The sequence below is a fragment of the Stenotrophomonas sp. YJH_SMC_53 genome (genome assembly GCF_059369995.1).
Genome location: NZ_JCAFTF010000011.1, coordinates 61,114 through 76,264, shown reverse-complemented (window position 1 = coordinate 76,264; position 15,151 = coordinate 61,114). Strand labels below are relative to the sequence as shown.

11 protein-coding genes are annotated in these 15,151 nt (G+C 67.6%); 5 read left to right on the top strand and 6 right to left on the bottom strand.

From position 1 onward, the window contains the following. Positions 1 to 28 precede the first annotated feature (28 nt). On the top strand, positions 29 to 460 hold the full coding sequence (locus AC5P7X_RS16660) for a YkgJ family cysteine cluster protein (RefSeq protein WP_005407630.1): 432 nt from the start codon (positions 29 to 31) through the stop codon (positions 458 to 460). 76 nt (positions 461 to 536) lie between these two features. Here AC5P7X_RS16660 and AC5P7X_RS16655 read toward each other — a convergent pair whose 3' ends face one another. From AC5P7X_RS16655 to AC5P7X_RS16640, 4 genes are all read right to left on the bottom strand, one after another. Next, positions 537 to 1,427: an alpha/beta fold hydrolase gene (locus AC5P7X_RS16655; RefSeq protein ID WP_069138108.1), complete on the bottom strand. Its 891-nt coding sequence runs from the start codon at positions 1,425 to 1,427 to the stop codon at positions 537 to 539. Positions 1,428 to 1,567: 140 nt separating this feature from the next. Next, the gene (locus AC5P7X_RS16650) at positions 1,568 to 2,584 is read right to left on the bottom strand and encodes a 3-oxoacyl-ACP synthase III (protein ID WP_005420782.1); all 1,017 of its coding nucleotides are present in this window, start codon (positions 2,582 to 2,584) and stop codon (positions 1,568 to 1,570) included. A gap of 102 nt (positions 2,585 to 2,686) precedes the next feature. Further along, positions 2,687 to 3,004 carry a DUF4156 domain-containing protein gene (locus AC5P7X_RS16645; RefSeq protein ID WP_005407628.1) on the bottom strand — a complete coding sequence of 106 codons (318 nt, stop codon included), beginning with the start codon at positions 3,002 to 3,004 and terminating at the stop codon, positions 2,687 to 2,689. 196 nt (positions 3,005 to 3,200) lie between these two features. Beyond that, positions 3,201 to 6,050 (bottom strand): M16 family metallopeptidase, encoded by a 2,850-nt coding sequence (locus tag AC5P7X_RS16640; protein ID WP_495215177.1) that lies wholly within the window; start codon positions 6,048 to 6,050, stop codon positions 3,201 to 3,203. Positions 6,051 to 6,466: 416 nt separating this feature from the next. Here AC5P7X_RS16640 and AC5P7X_RS16635 point away from each other — a divergent pair, with 416 nt between their 5' ends. Both AC5P7X_RS16635 and AC5P7X_RS16630 read left to right on the top strand, forming a co-directional pair. After that, complete coding sequence (locus tag AC5P7X_RS16635; RefSeq protein ID WP_053497746.1) at positions 6,467 to 6,943, top strand: XAC0231 family protein; 477 nt, start codon at positions 6,467 to 6,469, stop codon at positions 6,941 to 6,943. Positions 6,944 to 7,012: 69 nt separating this feature from the next. Further along, positions 7,013 to 7,492: a tRNA (cytidine(34)-2'-O)-methyltransferase gene (locus AC5P7X_RS16630; protein ID WP_049400563.1), complete on the top strand. Its 480-nt coding sequence runs from the start codon at positions 7,013 to 7,015 to the stop codon at positions 7,490 to 7,492. A gap of 385 nt (positions 7,493 to 7,877) precedes the next feature. Here AC5P7X_RS16630 and AC5P7X_RS16625 read toward each other — a convergent pair whose 3' ends face one another. Beyond that, positions 7,878 to 9,041 carry an acyl-CoA dehydrogenase family protein gene (locus tag AC5P7X_RS16625; protein WP_005420799.1) on the bottom strand — a complete coding sequence of 388 codons (1,164 nt, stop codon included), beginning with the start codon at positions 9,039 to 9,041 and terminating at the stop codon, positions 7,878 to 7,880. 302 nt (positions 9,042 to 9,343) lie between these two features. On the opposite strand from AC5P7X_RS16625, the gene AC5P7X_RS16620 reads away from it, so the two are divergent. After that, entirely contained in the window at positions 9,344 to 11,020 is a 1,677-nt protein-coding gene (locus tag AC5P7X_RS16620) for an electron transfer flavoprotein-ubiquinone oxidoreductase (RefSeq protein WP_065185567.1), read from the top strand. A 65-nt stretch (positions 11,021 to 11,085) separates the two neighbouring features. After that, positions 11,086 to 11,487 (top strand): c-type cytochrome, encoded by a 402-nt coding sequence (locus tag AC5P7X_RS16615; protein ID WP_053497753.1) that lies wholly within the window; start codon positions 11,086 to 11,088, stop codon positions 11,485 to 11,487. Here AC5P7X_RS16615 and AC5P7X_RS16610 read toward each other — a convergent pair. Beyond that, complete coding sequence (locus AC5P7X_RS16610) at positions 11,481 to 15,080, bottom strand: ATP-binding protein (RefSeq protein ID WP_111127160.1); 3,600 nt, start codon at positions 15,078 to 15,080, stop codon at positions 11,481 to 11,483. The two genes, AC5P7X_RS16615 and AC5P7X_RS16610, sit on opposite strands and share 7 nt — an antisense overlap. Positions 15,081 to 15,151: the final 71 nt, after the last annotated feature.

The following is a 15,151-nucleotide window of genomic DNA, read 5'->3' as shown; positions in this document are numbered from 1 at the left end:
TCCGACTGCCGCCCGAGGCGGCTTGCCCATGCAACATCCCTGCATGACCTGCGGCGCCTGCTGCACCCAGTACCGCGTGGCCTTCCACTGGATGGAATCGGACGAGGTCACCCCCGGCGGCGTGCCGCACCAGCTTACCGAGGTGCTGGACCCGCATCGCCTGTGCATGCGCGGCACCCATTCCAAGCCGGTGCGCTGCGTCGCGCTGGATGCGCAGATCGGCGTGTATTCACGCTGCACGATCCACCCCAACCGGCCCAGCGTGTGCCGTGAGGTGGATGCATCGTGGGAATACGGCAAGGCCAGCCCGCAGTGCGACAAGGCGCGCATTGCCTATGGCCTGGATCCGCTGACGCCGGCCGACTGGCGTTGGCGCGATGACGCCGACAATGACGACGATCATCCGGACGACAACGGCAACAGCCCGTCCTCGCCACCACAGGCGCCGGTCGCCGCATAATCCGGTGTGCCGACCAACGGTCGGCACCCACCCATACCTTCCACTTGTGGGTGCCGACCGTTGGTCGGCACACCGCTCAGATCGGGTTCTTGTCCAGGAACGCGCGGATCTCCGGCACCAGCACGTCCTGCTTGTCTTCCAGCACGTAATGCCCGGCATCCTCGAAGGCATGCACCTGGGCCTGCGGCAGCGCGGCCTGGAAGCCCTTCAGGAAATGATGGTCGAACACGAAGTCGCGCAGGCCCCAGCCGAGGAAGGCGGGACGGTCGGCGAACGACGGCAGCGCCTTGCCGGCGCGTTCCAGCAGCGACCAGGCCTTGTCGGCCGGCGACAGCGGGATGTCCTGCATGAAGCGGATGGTGCTGATGCGGTTGGCCCAGCTGTTGTACGGCGACACGTAGGCGCGGCGCACATCGGCCGGCATCTTCCGCTCCACGCCCAGCCACGAGGCACCGGACGAGAACGCGTTGAAGGTGCGGATGATCCACTCGCCGATCTTCCAGTGGCGACCCAGTGCGATCTGCCACGGCATCTTCTTTGCCGCCGGCATCGGGAAGGCAGCGGTGTTGAGCACCACCAGGCGCTTCACCTGCTCGTGGTGCGACAGCGCCCAGCCGAACCCGATCATGCCGCCCCAGTCGTGCACGGCCAGGGTCACCGGGCCGGTGATGCCCAGGTGCTTCAGCAGCGCATCAAGATCGTCCACGCGCGACTGCAGCGTGTACTCATAGCGGCTGTCGTCCGGCTTGTCCGACAGGCCCATGCCGATGTGGTCCGGCACGATGCAGCGGTAGGTGTCCGACAGGCCGGCCACCAGCGTGCGCCAGTAGTAGCTCCACGACGGGTTGCCGTGCACCATCACCACCACCTCGCCATCGCGCGGGCCCTCGTCGAGATAGTTCATCGACAGGCCGGGGCGGACCTCGAAGCGCTGCGGGTGGGCGGGGTAACCGGGAAGATCGCGCATGCGGAGCACCTAAGGAGAGTCGCGGCGCAATGTAGAGCCGAGCCGTTGCTCGGCTGCTCTCCGGTCCGCTGCGGAAGAGCCGCGCTGCGCGCGTGAGCCGAGCATGGCTCGGCTCTACAGGAGGTCGGGCAGCGGGCTGCTTACCAGACCACTTCAGCCATCGAGCAGTTCAGGCCCGAGCCAATACCCAGAAGCGCGATGCGATCGCCCTTCTTCAGCTTGCCCAGCTGCTTGAGCTTGCTCAGCACGATCGGCACCGAGGCCGGGCCGATGTTGCCGTGCTCGCCGAAGATGGTCATGACCTTCTTCGGGTCGATGCCGAAGTTCTTGATGAACGCGGCGGTGTGCGGCTGGCTGACCTGGTGGATCACGAACTGGTCGAGCTCTTCCACGGCCCAGCCGAGTGCGATCTTGGCGGCGCTGAAGGTCTTCTGCGCCAGCTTGATGCCTTCGATCAGCAACAGGCGGGTGTCGGTGACCATGCGGTCCAGATTGCCCAGGCACAGCTGGTTCCACTCGGTGGCCGAGCGGGTCACGCCGCCCTTGTAGCGCGGCGCGTCCGGCACCAGCTCCGCGCGCGCCATCACCATCGCGGCGGCGCCCGACCCGGTGGTCAGCGCGGCCAGCTCGTTGCGGAAGTCATCGGCGGTGACGTCCGGGGCGGTCATGCGCTCCAGGGTCTTCTCGTACACCAGGTTGGCGGTCTCGCCGTCCACCACCAGCGCGTAGTCGATATCACCGCGCTCGATCATGCGCGCCGCGATGTCCATGCCGTTGATGAAGGCCAGGCAGGCGTTGGCGACGTCGAAGGTCATGCATTCGTCGCTGACACCGAGGTTGCCCGACACGATCGAGGCCGTGGACGGCTCCAGGTAGTCGCGGCTGACCGAGGTGTTGACCAGCAGGCCGACCTGGGTCGCGGTGATGCCCGCGTCTTCCAGTGCCTTGCGGCCGGCCATGGTGGCGGCGTCCGACGCCAGCACGCCGTTGTCCCACAGGCGGCGGGCGTGGATGCCGGCGATGTCGCCGAGCACATCGGTGCGGATACCCAGGCGATCCAACGTCGGCTGCAGGCGTTCGTTGATTTCCTTGGTCGTCAGCGTATGCGGTGCGTCGACGTGTGCCAGGCCGGCGATCGAGACATTCTTGAAGAGCATCGAGGTTAGCGCCAAGGCTCAGGCAAAAGGGGGCGCTATTCTATAACCCCCGCGCTTTCACCGCATCTTTACGAATTCAGCCTCGGCCGTATGGTGAAGCGTTCAGCGCGGCGGGCACTGGAACGCGGCGAAGCGCTGGCTGCCATCGGCGGGGGCCGCAGCGGCCTGGACGGCATTGGCGCCGGCGCTCGGGGCCTCGTTGCGGGCCAGGGTTTCCAGCTCTTCCTGCACCCGCAGCGGGTTGCGGTTGTAGAAGCCGACCTTGCTCTTCACGGTGACCACCACCTCGCCCTTGGCGATGCAGCCGGCCGGAACCGGCCCTGCCGGCAGCACGCGGGTTGCCTTGCCGGCCGGTTCGATCGGCACCCAGGTACAGGCGGTGACGGTGAGCAGCAGGGAGGAAAGCAGCAGAACGCGCATGGGCAGATCCTGGAAGGGTATGGGGGGGATTCTGCCTGAACAGCCTGAATCGGGGGTAGCCGGGCCGGAGCCCAGGTAGCGCCGGGGCATGCCCGGCGAGCGCACAGCGCGGCATGGCTGGCCGCCGGAAACGCGCCGGGCATGGCCCGGCGCTACCACGGGAGACCTGCCCGCCGGGGGCGGGCAGGCACATCCCTTATTTCTTGACCGGGTTGCCTTCGGCGTCGATCACCGTCACCTCGCCCAGGTTCAGCGCACGCACGGCCGCTTCGGTCTGCTTGAGGTCACCCACCACCACCCAGGTCAGGGCCTGCGGCTTGATCTCTGCGGCGGCCTGCTGCACCTGCGCCGGGGTCATCGCTTCGATCTCGGCCTTGCGCCGCAGCACGTAGTCGTCCGGGCGCTTGAACTGCACGATCGAACCGATGGTCGACGCCACCGCACTGGCGGTCTCGTAGGCACCGGGCAGGCTCAGGGTCTGGATGTTGCGGATGCGGTTGACCTCGGCAGCGGTGGCCGGCTTGCTGCCATCGGCGAACGCGGCGATTTCCTTGCGCATTTCCGCCAGTGCCGGGCCGGTCTTGTCGATCTGCACCGGCGCGCTGGCCATCCACGGGCGCTGGCCCACCGAATTGACCGCGCTGCTGCGCGCACCGTACGACCAGTGCTTGTCCTCGCGCAGGTTCATGTTCAGGCGCGAGGTGAAGTCGCCGCCGATCACGCCGTTGGCGATGTCGAAGCGGGTCGAACTGGTGGCGCTGGAAGGTGCCACCACCTGGCCGGCGAACAGGTTGGCCTGTACCGCGCCCGGTTGGTCGATCAGGAACACGCGCGGGCCCTTCGGCAGCGCAACGTCGGTGGCCGCCTTCACCTGCGGGGCCTCGCCACTGGCCTTCCAGTCGCCCAGCTGCTTGTCCAGCAGCGGCACGATCTCGGCCAGGGTGGTGTCGCCGACCACGATCAGGGTGCCGTTCTGCGGGCGCAGCCAGTCGTGGTGGAAGTCGACCAGGTCCTCGCGGGTCAGGCCGTTGATCGCCGCCTCGTCACCGCTACCGGTAAACGGAATGGCATACGGGTGGCCCTTGCCGTACAGCAGCGGGGGCAGCACGCGCATCGCCACCGCACCCGGGTTGACCTTCTCCTGCTGGATGCCAGCGATCCAGCTCGCCTTGACCCGGTCGATCTCGCCCTGCTCGAAGCGCGGCTCGCGCAACAGGTCGCGGTACAGCGCCAGCGACGGTGCCAGGTTTTCCTTCAGCGCCGACAGGTCCACGCTCATCGAGTCCAGGCCGGCCGAGGCATCCAGGCTGGCGCCCAGTGCGTCGGCGGCATCGGCGAAGGCCAGCGAGCCCAGTTTGCCGGCGCCTTCGGTCATCAGGCTCATGGTGAAGTTGGCGGTGCCCGGCTTGCGGCCCTGGTCGGCGCTGAAGCCGCCCGGGAACTGGTAGCTGAACTGCACCACCGGAATTTCATGGCGTTCGGCCAGGATCACCTGGGTGCCGTTCTTCAGCGTGGCGCGCTGCAACGTCGGGAACTTCAGCTGCGGGAACTCGCGGGTCTGCGGCACGCCCGCCTTGCGGTCGACCTGCTCCGGCAGGGTGCTGTACTTGGGGTCCACTGCCGGCACGGTGAAGGGCTTCGGCGCCTGGCTCGGGTCTTCCTTCAGCGCCACGCGCTCACCCGGTGCGATCACCAGGGTGTGACTGCCCTTGTCCAGCCACTGCGCGCCCAGCCGGCTCAGATCAGCAGCACTGGCCTTCTCGATGTTGGCCAGCGAGGTGCGGAAGCAACCCGGGTCGCCGGTGAACACCGCGCACTCGGCCAGTGCGTCGGCCTTGCCGCCGAAGCCACCGATGCGCTCGATGCCGCGGATGAAACCGGCGCGTGCACCGGTCTTGGCGCGCTCCAGTTCGGCCGCGGTCGGGCCCTGCTTGATCAGCCGGTCCAGTTCTTCGTCGATGATCTTCTCGACCCTGGCCGGGTCCTGGCCCTGCTTGACCGTCGCCATGATCACGAAGTTCGAGCCCAACTGCGAGGTCGACAGGCCCGACGCGATGCTGTCCACCAGCTTGTCCTGGTGCTGCAGGCGCTGGCTCAGGCGCGAAGACTTCGCACCGCCGAGCACCTGCGCGAACAACTGCAGCTGATCGACCTCGGTGGTGCCGACCTGCGGTACGTTCCAGGCACGGTAGATGCGCGCCTGCGGCACCTTGTCGGTCATCGTCTCGCGCGTGTCGGCACTGCGCTTGGCCACGTTCACCGCCGGCTGCGCCATGGTCGGGCCGGCCGGGATGCTGCCGAAGTACTTGGCGACCTTTTCCTTGGCGGTGGCCAGGTCGATGTCGCCGGCCAGCACCAGCACCGCATTGTTCGGGCCGTACCAGGTGCGGAACCAGGTCTTCACGTCATCCAGCGACGCCGCGTTCAGATCGTTCATCGACCCGATCACGCCGTGGTGGTACGGGTGGCCCACCGGGTACAGCGCCTTGTTGAGCTGGTCCCAGGCCTGGCCGTAGGGCTGGTTCTCGCCCTGGCGCTTCTCGTTCTGCACCACGCCACGCTGCTCGTCCAGCGCGGCCTGGTCGATCGCACCGACCAGATGGCCCATGCGGTCCGATTCCATCCACAGTGCCATGTCCAGCGCGGTGGTCGGCACGTTCTCGAAGTAATTGGTGCGGTCGGTGTTGGTGGTGCCGTTCTGGTTGGTGGCACCCACCTGCTTGAACGGCTCGAAGAACTCGCCATCGTGGTTTTCGCTGCCCTGGAACATCAGGTGTTCGAACAGGTGCGCGAAGCCGGTACGGCCAGCCGGCTCGTCCTTGCTGCCCACGTGGTACCAGACGTTGACCGCAACGATCGGCGCCTTGCGATCGGTATGCACGATCACGCGCAGGCCGTTGGGCAGGGTGAACTGCTCGTACGGGATATCGACCTTGGCCGGTGCCGCCGGCTTGGCGGCGAGCGCATGGGTGGGCACGAGCGTGCCCAGGGCGGTGCTGAGGGCGACGGCCAGCAGTGCAGCGCGCGGGCGAAGGGCGAGAGACATATCCGGATCCTTGGTCACGAAGGTGAACCCCGATCCTAGCCTGCACACGCGGCGGCCGGAATCGGTCGCCAGTCACTGGGGGTGTTTGCCCAGATGGCCATCGAGTCCGATGCCCACGGGCGCTCTTGAAACGTCACAGACGCCGGCTGAAGGCGTCCGGACAGTGTCCGCGGCTTATCGAATGGACAGGTGTCCGCCCACCGGACACTTTCGGGACCACATAAAAGCCTTGCAAATCAATAACTAAAAGTTGGCACGCGGATTGCTTGGTACTTCCTGCGCCAGGAAGGGCTTCAGACAAAAGCTGACTGAAGACTGAACAGATGCAGGAAACAGAAAATTTCTCTTGCATGCCCAGAATTGGTGTACTACCTTACTACCACACCACTGATCACCAACACTAAACAGGCCCCGTCATGAACGCCAAGACCATTGCCATCGCCATCGCCCTGATCGCCGGCACCGCGGTTGTTTCGTCGGTGCAGGCCTCCGAATCCATCAAGACCCTGGCCACCGTGCAGGTTCGCCCGGCCGCCGACCAGCTGGCCCAGCAGGCCTGGGAACAGGCCAGCGGCATCCCGACCCTGGCCACCGTGGAAGTGCGCCCCAGCGCCGACCAGCTGGCTGAGCGCAACGGCTACGGCGCCGCCCCGGTCGCCGCCGCGATGCCGATCACCACCCTGGCCTCGGTGGAAGTGCGCCCGAGCCTGGAACAGCGCGTCGCCCTGGCCGCCGAACTGGAAGCCCAGCGCTACGCCGCCACCCTGGCTGCCGCTGCCACCAACGTCGCCAACTCGGTCATCGTCAACCTGCCGGCCCTGCAGGTGCGCCCGAGCGCCGCCGACCTGCAGGCCCTGGCCACCGAAACCGCCCAGGTCCTGCTGCGCCCGTAACCGGTGCCGCCCTGCCCCGTGCAGGGCGTGCGCCGTAAAGGCGGCGGTCGTCGCAGGTACACTGCGCCGATGAATGCCGCGCCCCAGTTCCACGTGATCCTGTTCCAACCGGAAATCCCGCCCAACACGGGCAATGTGATCCGGCTCTGCGCCAACACCGGCGCGCAGCTGCACCTGGTCGAGCCACTCGGCTTCGCACTGGAAGACAAGCAGCTCAAGCGCGCCGGCCTGGACTACCACGAGTACTCGCGCCTGCAGGTCCACCCCGACCTGGACACCGCGCTGGCGCGGATCGCACCAAAGCGGTTGTTCGCCCTGAGTACGCGTGCCAGCGTCCGCTATGACAGCGTGGCCTTCGAAGACGGTGATGCGTTCCTGTTCGGCCCGGAAAGCCGTGGCCTGCCGCAGGAGGTGCTCGATGCCCTGCCCGATGGCCGCCGCCTGCGCCTGCCGATGCGGCCGGACAACCGCAGCCTCAATCTTTCCAACACCGTTGCGGTGGTGATGTACGAGGCGTGGCGGCAGCATGGGTTTGCCGGTGGGGCGTAGCTCCACGCGTCTCTCTTCTGCCTGATTGGTGCTGTGGCGGGCGCATGCGTTCATGGCGTTACTTTTCTTTCCACGCGGAAAGAAAAGTAACCAAAAGAAACGCGCCGCCGTCTGCGAGCCGGTGCTGCGCACCGGTACCCTGCGCTCCTCGGCCCGCCGGGGAACGGCGCGGAACTCGCTGCGCTCAGACACCCGCGCCTCTTCGCCCCCGTCGGTCCTGTGGTGCTCGGCTCGCTTCAAGGCGGACCCAACAGCCGCGCGGTAGATCCACGCCATGCGTGGATGCCTTCCGCCTGGATCAATCAGGAGTGGGCGCCCTTGCGTTGCCCGGGGCGCGTGCACCCTACCTGGCAATGCCGACCAGCGGCCGGCACTACCGGTGCACTCAGAACGCGTTGATGCCGGTCAGTTCGCGGCCGATCACCAGCTGGTGCACGGTCTCGGTGCCTTCATAGGTGATCACCGATTCGAGGTTCAGCGCATGCCGGATCGCCACGTGTTCGGTGGTGATGCCAGCCCCACCGAGCAGATCGCGACACTCGCGGGCGATGTCGATCGCCATGCGGCAGTTGTTCCATTTGGCCAGGCTGACCTGCTGCGGTTGCAGCTGGCCGGCTTCCTTCAGCCGGCCCAGCTGCAGCGCCAGCAACTGCGCGGTGGTGATCCGGCGGGCCATCTCGGCCAGCTTGATCTGCGCGCTCTGCGTGGCGGCCAGCGGGCGACCGAACAGCACGCGCTCCTTGGCATAGCCAAGTGCTTCATCCAGGCAGGCAATCGCCGCACCGATCGGCCCCCAGCTGATGCCGTAACGGGCCTGGGTCAGGCAGCCCAGCGGCCCCTTCAGGCCCTTCACGTTCGGCAGGCGATGGCTGTCGGGCACGCGCACGTCATCGAAGAACAGCGCGCCGGTCAGCGACGCGCGCAGGCTCATCTTGTGCTTGATCTCCTGCGTCGTGAAGCCGGCCATGCCCTTTTCCAGCACGAAGCCCTGGATGCCGTCCTCGGTCTGCGCCCAGACGATGGCCAGATCGGCCACCGGGCCACTGGTGATCCACATCTTGCTGCCGCTGATGCGCCAGTCACTGCCGTCGCGCACCGCGCGGGTCTTCATGCTGGCCGGATCGGAACCGCCGTGCGCCTCGGTCAGGCCGAAGCAGCCGATCAGTTCGCCGCGCGCCATCGCCGGCAGCCACTGCTGGCGCTGTTCCTCGCTGCCATAGGCGTAGATCGGGTACATGCACAGCGAGCTCTGCACCGACACGAAGCTGCGCAGGCCCGAATCGCCGCGCTCCAGCTCCTGGCAGATCAGGCCATAGCTGACCGCGCCGAGGCCACCGCCGCCGTACTCGGCCGGCAGCGTCGCGCCCAGCAGGCCCAACGAGGCGATCTCAGGCACCAGTTCATCGGGGAAGCGGGCCTGGTCGAAGGCATCGCCGATGATCGGCAGCACGCGCTCGTTGGTGAAGCGGGCGACGCTCTCCTGCACTGCGCGCTCTTCCTCGTTGAGCAGGGAACGGACATCGAACAGATCGTACGGATGCAAAGCCATGGCACTCACACGCAGTCAGGACCCGGCCATTGTCGGTCATCCGCGCAGCGTTGGTGCACGGGTAGAGGCCGACCTTGGTCGGCGCTGGTATTTTCTGCCGGCGCCAACCAAGGTTGGCGACTACCGAAGCCGCGTTCGCTGCAATGCAGCAATCATGACGTGAACATCGTCGATCTAGCTCGATCACGCGCGGCCCGGTACCCTGACACATTCAAACAACCGTTTCGCCCGTGGCCGCACGCGCGATTCCCAGGCACCGCCGGTGGCCCCGATGCCGGCCCTACCCACGAGTCATGCAATCGATGAGCGCTGAAGCCAACGCCCTGCCCCCGCGTGAAGTAATGGAGTTCGACGTGGTGATCGTCGGCGCCGGCCCCGCCGGCCTGGCCACCGCGATCCGCCTGCGCCAGCGCGCGCTCGAAGCCGGCCGCGAGCTGTCGGTGTGCGTGCTGGAGAAGGGCTCCGAACCGGGCGCGCACGTACTGTCCGGCGCGGTGATGGATCCGCGCGCGCTGACCGAGCTGTTCCCGGACTGGGCCGAGCGCGGCGCACCGCTGAAGCAGAAGGTCACCCGCGACGAATTCCTGTTCCTCAGCGAGACCGGCGCGCGCAGCACCCCCAATGCGCTGCTGCCGGAGTGCTTCCACAACGAAGGCAACTACATCATCAGCCTGGGCGAAGTGACCCGCTGGCTGGCGCAGCAGGCCGAGGCGCTGGAGGTTGCGATCTTCCCGGGCTTCGCCGCTGCAGAAGTGCTGTACGGCGACAACGGCGAGGTGATCGGCGTGGCCACCGGCGACATGGGCATCGAGAAGGACGGCAGCATCGGTCCGGCCTTCGAGCGTGGGATGGCGCTGCACGCCAAGTACACGATCTTCGCCGAAGGTGCGCGCGGCCACCTCGGTCGCCAGCTGATCGCCCGCTACAAACTGGACGAAGGCAAGGACCCGCAGGCCTACGGCATCGGCATCAAGGAGCTGTGGCAGATCGACCCGGCCAGGCATGAGCCGGGCCTGGTGGTGCATGCGGCTGGCTGGCCGCTGGACAGCGACACCTACGGCGGCGCGTTCCTGTACCACGCCGACGGCGGCAAGGTCGCCATTGGTTACGTGGTCGGCCTGGACTACAAGAACCCGTGGCTGAGCCCGTTCGAGGAGTTCCAGCGTTTCAAGACCCATCCCTCCATCCGCAAGCACCTGGAGGGCGGCACCCGCATCGGTTACGGCGCCCGTGCGATCACCGCCGGCGGCCTGCTGTCGCTGCCGAAGACGGTGTTCCCCGGGGGCGCGCTGGTCGGCTGCGAGGCCGGCTACCTCAACGCCAGCCGCATCAAGGGCAGCCATGCCGCGATCAAGACCGGCATGCTGTGCGCCGACGCCGCGTTCGACGCGCTGGCCGCCGATCGCCAGCACGATGAACTGAGCGCCTACCCGAAGGCGTTTGAAGCCAGCTGGCTGTTCACCGAACTGCAGCAGGCCAAGAACTTCAAGCAGTGGTTCAAGAAGGGCCAGACCGTTGCCACGCTGATGACCGGCGTGGAGCAGTGGCTGCTGCCGAAGCTGGGCGTGCGCAACCCGCCGTGGACCCTGCACCGCACCCAGCCGGACCACGCCTGCCTGGAGCCGGCGTCGCAGCACACCCGCATCGCCTACCCCAAGCCCGATGGCGTGCTGACCTTCGATCGTCTCAGCTCGGTGTTCCTGAGCAGCACCAACCACGACGAGAACCAGCCCAGCCACCTGACGCTGAAGGATCCGAGCATTCCGGTGAAGGTGAACCTGGCCGAGTACGCCGGCCCCGAAGCCCGTTACTGCCCGGCCGGCGTGTACGAGTTCGTCGGCGACGCCGACAACGCGCGCCTGCAGATCAACGCGCAGAACTGCGTGCACTGCAAGACCTGCGACATCAAGGATCCGACCCAGAACATCGTCTGGGTGACCCCGCAGGGCGGCGGCGGCCCGAACTACTCGGGCATGTGATCGCCCCGGGCTGCGACCGCGTGTCGCAGCCCGGCCGCTCCACCGCACCGCTATCCTGCCCGCCCATGCGTGCCTCCCGCCTGCTCACCACCGTTGCCGTGGCCCTGCTTGCCACGGCCTGCCAGCGCCCGCCTGCGGCGCCGGCGACGCCCGAACAGGCCCGCCAGCAGGCCATGCAGCGCGCGTTCGAACTGTGCGCCGGCTGCCACACCGTGCAGCCTGGCGGCATCCACCGCTTCGGCCCCAACCTGCACGGCGTGATCGGCCGTCGCGCCGGCAGCCTGCCCGATTACGGCTATTCCGACGGCATGCGCCGCGCCGACATCACCTGGAGCGCGCAGACCCTGGACGCGTTCCTGCAGTCGCCCACCCACGTGGTGCCCGGCACGCGCATGTACAACGCCTTTCCCAGCGCCGAACGCCGCGCGCTGGTGATCGCCTACCTGCAACAGCAGTCGGCTCAGTGAGCCAGTCGCTGCAGCTGATGCTGCAGCCGTGCCACGAACGCCGTTACAGCGGCGAACACCGGTGCCGGATCGGCCTCGGTCGCATCCTGCAGGCGCTCGACCAGCGCGTTGGCCTGCCCGGCCAGTGCGCTTGCCCCGATCGCCCCCAGACCGCCCGCCTGGCGATGCAGGTGGAGCGCCGCAGTCTCGCGGTCACCGGCCCGCACGGCGCGCTGCACCGCAGCCAGATCACTTTCACTGGCCTGCAACAGGCTGTCGCGCAGCTGCTCGGCCACGGCGCGCGAGCCATAGCGCTGCTGCAGGGTGGCCAGATCAGGCAGCACTTCAGCGTCGTCGGCGACAGTCTCCTGCACCGGCGCATCAAATGACTGGCCCTGTGCCTGCGGCAGCCAGCGCAGCAGCGCGGTGCGCAGCGTGGCCAGTGACAGCGGCTTGGCCAGCACCTCGTCCATGCCGGCTTCGCGGCAGCGGCGTGCATCGTCGTCCAGCACGCTGGCGGTCAGCGCCAGCACCGTCAGCCGCGGCTGGCCGGTACGGCCCTCGCGCTCGCGCAACAGGCGGGTGAAACCGAAGCCGTCGAGTACCGGCATGCGGCAGTCGGTAATGACCAGATCGAAGGCCTCCGATGACAAGCGGTCCAGTGCCTGCTGGCCATCGCCCAGCAGCACATGGGGTACGCCCAGCTGCTGCAGCCGCCACGCCATCATCGCCTGGTTGGTCGGGTGGTCCTCGATCACCAGCACGCGTGCCTCGCGCAGCGCCGGCGGCAGCAGCGCCGCCTGCTCCTGCTCCGCAACCAGCGCTTCAACGTCACCCCTGCCTGCCTCCACCAGCGCCAGCCGCACCTCGGCGCGGGTGCCCTCGCCCAGCGTGCTGTGCAGCTCCAGCTCGCCGCCCATCATCTGCACCAGGCGCTGGCAGATGCTCAGGCCGAGGCCGGTACCACCATGGTCGCGCTGGATGTAGGCACCGGCCTGGGTGAACGGCGCAAACAGGTGCTGCAGCTGTTCCGGTGCGATTCCGATGCCGGTGTCGGTGACGCTCAGGCACAGCGGCTGGCTGCCGTCGTCGGCGGTCGGGCCCAGTACCTCCAGCTGCAGCCGCACTTCGCCGCGCGCAGTGAACTTGATGGCATTGCTGAGCAGGTTGAACACGATCTGGCGCAGGCGCACGCCATCCACTTCGTGCGCTGCCGCCAGCTGAGGGTCGATCTGCACATGCAGCTCCAGCCCGCGTGCACTGGCCTGCGCCGACATCAACCGGCACACGCTTTCCAGCAGCGGCCGCAGCGGTTGCGGTACCGGCTCCAGGCGCAGTGCACCCGCTTCCAGCCGCGAGTAATCGAGGATGTCATCGAGGATCTGCCGCAGCATCTGCGCCGAATCCTCGATCACGCCGAGGATGCGCTGCTGCTCGCTGTCCAGCGGTGAGTGTGCCAGCACCTCCAGCATGCCCAGCACGCCGCTCATCGGCGTACGGATCTCGTGGCTCATCGTGGCCAGGAAACGCGATTTGGCCTCAGCGGCCTGCTCGGCGTCCGCCTTCGCCGCCGCCAGTGCATCGGCCTGCATCCGCGCCTCGCTTACATCCACCCAGTACCCGCTCCAGATCACCGCGCCTTCTTCGGCGGCGTAGGGATGGGCCTGGCTGCGCACCCAGCGCACGCCTTCGCCGTCGCTGCGCAGGCGGAACTCCAGGATCAACGGCGCGAACTGGTGCGCGGCCTGCTCGATGGAATGCAGGATGCGCGCGCGGTCCTCCTGCTCGACGCGTTCCAGCAACACCCTCGCATCCTGTTCGGCCTGCTGACGGGTGATACCGAACAACGCAGGCAGGTCGCCGGCGATGAACGGGAAGCTCAGCGTGCCATCGGCATCGCGACGGGCCTGGTAGACCACCGCCGGCAGGTTGTCGGTCACCTCGGCCAGGCGCTGCTCCAGCTGGCGGCGTCCTGCCACCTCACGGCGCAGCCGCCAATGGCCCACGCCATGCACCAGCAGTGCGGTCAGCAGCACCATCAGCACGGGCACGCCCCACCGCAGCAGATTGCTCCAGTCGACCCCATTGCGGTACTCCACCGCCAGCCAGGCGCTGCGCAACGCCTCGCGCTTGCGTGGGGTCATCTGCAGCAGCAGGCGATCGAAGGTCGTGGCCAGGGCCGCATGGCGGCGATCCACTGCCAGCGCCAGCTGGTCGTTGAAACCGGCCGGAGCCGCGACCTGCATCCGCCCCGGGAAACGGCTGCGCAGCAGGTGATCGACCACGGCAAGGTTGCCCACATAGGCATCGGCTTCACCCTCAAGCAGGCGCTGCAGCGCCTGCTCGGCACTCCGCGCAGCAATGATCCGGGCCTGCGGCGCCTGTTGCTGCACATAGCCACGCACGCGCTCCGGGTCGGACAGCAGCACGCGCTTGCCCTGCAGGTCGGCCAGGCCCAGCAGCGATTCGCCATCGCTCCTGACCACAATCACGTTCGGCACGCTGATGAAGGGCTGGCTGAACACCCAGTCCGGGCCCAGGTAGCGCGAATCAACGGGTATGCCCATCACCGCCTGCAGTTCACCGCGGCGGGCCTTCTCACGCACCTCGTACCAGTCGTGGCTGTTCTCGACCTTCAGGTTGGCGCCGGCCTGCATCAGGCGCTGCAGGTACTCGCTGGCCAGGCCACTGGGCCGGCCATCCTCGCCGGTGAACGACAGGGGCGCGGCATTCGGCGCGAAACCGATCATCAGCGGCTGCTCCAGCACACGCTTCTCGGCCTGGCTCAGCGCCAGCTGCGCCGATGCCGACCAGTGCGGCGGTGACAACCAGCGTTGTGCGAGGGCATCGCGCTGGGCCTGGCTGGTCGCGGCCAGCGCCAGGTCCAGAGCTTCGGCCAGGGGTTGCTTGCTGTTGGGAATGCCGAAGTGCAACCGTTCGGGGGGCAGGTCGCTCGGCCGCAACAGCGCCACGCCCTGCAGGCGCCGGCTGGCAATCAGCTCGGTGGCGACGAAGGCATTGCCGATGTAGACGTCCGCTTTGTCGTCTATGACCATCTGCAATGCGCTCAACGTGTCGTTTGCGACAAGCTGGCGGGCACGCGGGAATCGGGCGCGCACCTGCGGACCGGTCAGGAAGTCCTGTTCGATCACCACCCTCAGCCCATCCAGGTCCGGCATGTCGGAGGCACGCAGGTCATCGGGCCGGCCCACCAGAGCGAGCGGCGCCTCACTGTAGGCCGCGGTATAGACCATGCAGCGGGTGCGGTCGGCGCTGAGGCCGACATTCATCACCACGTCGATCTCGCCACGACATGCCGCATCCAGCACGGATGTCCAGTCCGGATAGCGGCGCGCCTCGACCTTCACACCGAGCTGGCGAGCAAGATGCGACAGGTAGTCCGGTCCCAGCCCGACCTGCTCGCCATCACGGAGGGACTCGAAGGGCGGCCAGCCGCTGTCATACTGCCCGACAACGATGGTCGGATGCGCCACCAGGTATTCGCGCTGCAATGGGCTGAGCGGCAGCAGGCCAGGGGCCGGCTGTGCCTGGGCCACGGGCAGCGCCAGCACCGCCAGCAGCAGGAGCAGCCCGCGAACAGCCCACCTACGCATCTGCGTCGATCTCCTAGAATCCTGCCAGGGACCGCGATGGTCGCGGTCCGGCGTGCCCGATGGCCATACTA

Bases quoted from the DNA above. Each gene is read 5' to 3' on its own strand.
- AC5P7X_RS16660 (WP_005407630.1), top strand. From the start codon at position 29: ATGCAACATCCCTGCATGACCTGCGGCGCCTGCTGCACCCAGTACCGC.
- AC5P7X_RS16655 (WP_069138108.1), bottom strand. From the start codon at position 1,427: ATGCGCGATCTTCCCGGTTACCCCGCCCACCCGCAGCGCTTCGAGGTC.
- AC5P7X_RS16650 (WP_005420782.1), bottom strand. From the start codon at position 2,584: ATGCTCTTCAAGAATGTCTCGATCGCCGGCCTGGCACACGTCGACGCA.
- AC5P7X_RS16645 (WP_005407628.1), bottom strand. From the start codon at position 3,004: ATGCGCGTTCTGCTGCTTTCCTCCCTGCTGCTCACCGTCACCGCCTGT.
- AC5P7X_RS16640 (WP_495215177.1), bottom strand. From the start codon at position 6,050: ATGTCTCTCGCCCTTCGCCCGCGCGCTGCACTGCTGGCCGTCGCCCTC.
- AC5P7X_RS16635 (WP_053497746.1), top strand. From the start codon at position 6,467: ATGAACGCCAAGACCATTGCCATCGCCATCGCCCTGATCGCCGGCACC.
- AC5P7X_RS16630 (WP_049400563.1), top strand. From the start codon at position 7,013: ATGAATGCCGCGCCCCAGTTCCACGTGATCCTGTTCCAACCGGAAATC.
- AC5P7X_RS16625 (WP_005420799.1), bottom strand. From the start codon at position 9,041: ATGGCTTTGCATCCGTACGATCTGTTCGATGTCCGTTCCCTGCTCAAC.
- AC5P7X_RS16620 (WP_065185567.1), top strand. From the start codon at position 9,344: ATGAGCGCTGAAGCCAACGCCCTGCCCCCGCGTGAAGTAATGGAGTTC.
- AC5P7X_RS16615 (WP_053497753.1), top strand. From the start codon at position 11,086: ATGCGTGCCTCCCGCCTGCTCACCACCGTTGCCGTGGCCCTGCTTGCC.
- AC5P7X_RS16610 (WP_111127160.1), bottom strand. From the start codon at position 15,080: ATGCGTAGGTGGGCTGTTCGCGGGCTGCTCCTGCTGCTGGCGGTGCTG.